Annotated in this window: 2 protein-coding genes; both read left to right on the top strand. The window is 71.4% G+C overall.

From position 1 onward, the window contains the following. Window positions 1-788: polysaccharide deacetylase family protein (locus G3N97_RS38535; RefSeq protein WP_205997960.1), on the top strand; the 788-nt coding region annotated here is incomplete at its 5' end. A 33-nt stretch (window positions 789-821) separates the two neighbouring features. Next, on the top strand, window positions 822-1,838 hold a 1,017-nt coding region (locus G3N97_RS38530; RefSeq protein ID WP_205997959.1), incomplete at its 3' end, for a beta-ketoacyl-[acyl-carrier-protein] synthase family protein.

Raw genomic sequence — 1,838 nt, 5'->3', positions numbered from 1 at the left:
GCAGCGTCGCGGCCTCGCATCTCGCGTTGACGGCCGCCGGCCTCTGGCCCAGAAGCGCGCTGCTCGGCCCGAACTGGACGCGCCTGCCCGCCGCGTCTGCCTCGTCCGTCACGTCCGCCACGTCCGCGCCCGGCGCCGACCGCCGCCTCGCCCTCACCATCGACGACGGCCCCGATCCCGAGATCACGCCGCGCGTGCTCGATCTGCTCGACGAATACGGCGCGCACGCGACCTTCTTCTGCATCGGCGAGCGCGCGCGCCAGCATCCGAAGTGGATCGAGGCGATCGTCGCGCGCGGCCACGCCGTGGAGAACCACAGCCAGCGGCATCGGCATACGTTTTCGGTCAGCGGACCCGGCGCGCTGCGGCGCGAGATCGAGGCCGCGCAACGCACGCTGACGGACATCAGCGGCACGCGTCCGCGCTTTTTCCGCGCGCCCGCCGGCTTGCGCAATCCGTTTCTCGAACCGGTGCTCTGCGCGCTCGGCCTGCAACTGGCGAGCTGGACGCGGCGCGGTTTCGACACCCGCGAGCGCGATCCGCAGATCGTGACGCAGCGTCTGCTGACCGGTCTCGCGCCGCGCGACATCCTGCTGCTGCACGACGCCAACAGCGCGCGCGACGCACTCGGCCAGCCGGTCGTGCTCGCGGTGCTGCCGCAGGTGCTGCGCGCCGCCGCCGAGGCGCACTATCACTGGATCACCCTGCGCGCGGCGCTCGACGCCGCGCCCGTCACGCCAGTCGGAGACGGCGGCAACGCCGCCCCGTTTGGTAAAATTCGACCCTAAATGGCGCGCGCGCCGGCCCCAGGACCGAACTTCGTGAATCCCCTTCTCGTCTCGCACTTCACCGCCACCAGCTGCCTCGGCCGCGGGCTCGACGCCATGCTCGACGCGCTGCGCGAGCGGCGCAGCGGCCTCGCGCCGTGCGACTTCGAACGCGCGGATCTCGACACGTGGATCGGCTCGGTCCAGGACGTCGACGCCATCGCCATTCGCGCCGATCTCGCCGCCTACGCGTGCCGCAATCATCGCCTCGCGCAACTCGGTCTCGAACAGGACGGTTTCGCCGAACGCGTGCACGCCGCCGTCGCGCGCTACGGCGCGGAGCGCGTCGGCGTGTTCGTCGGCACCAGCACGAGCGGCATCCTCGAAACCGAAAACGCCTATCGCGAGCGCGACCGCGAAACCGGCCTGCTGCATCCCGGCTTCGACTACGCGCGCACGCACAATCCCTACGCGCTGGCCGCGTTCGTGCGCGACTATTTCGGCGCGCGCGGGCCGGCCACGGCGATCTCGTCGGCGTGTTCGTCGAGCGCGAAAGTGTTCGGCTCGGCGCGGCGCATGATCGAAGCGGGCCTGATCGACGCGGCGGTCGTGGGCGGCGTCGATTCGCTGTGCCTCACCACGCTGTACGGCTTCAACTCGCTCGAACTGCTCTCGCGCCAGCCGTGCCGCCCGTTCGACGTGGCGCGCGACGGCATTTCGATCGGCGAAGCAGCCGCGTTTGCGCTGCTCGAACGCCTGCCCGCGCAAGCGGACACCCTGCCGGGCGACGCGATCCTGCTGCTCGGTATCGGCGAATCGAGCGACGCGCATCACATGTCGTCGCCGCATCCGGAGGGACTGGGCGCGCGCGCCGCGCTCGAACAGGCGCTTGCGAGCGCGGGTCTCGCGCCGGACGAGATCGACTACATCAATCTGCACGGCACGGCTACGCCCAGCAACGACGCCTCTGAAAGCCGCGCCGTGGGCGCGCTGTTCGGCGCGACGCCGTGCAGCTCGACCAAGGGCGCGACCGGCCACACGCTCGGCGCGGCGGGCGCGCTCGAAGCGATC

This window comes from Paraburkholderia sp. Ac-20347, assembly GCF_017104805.1.
GTDB classification, from domain to species: Bacteria; Pseudomonadota; Gammaproteobacteria; order Burkholderiales; family Burkholderiaceae; genus Paraburkholderia; species Paraburkholderia tropica.
This window is presented reverse-complemented; position numbering and strand designations above follow the sequence as displayed.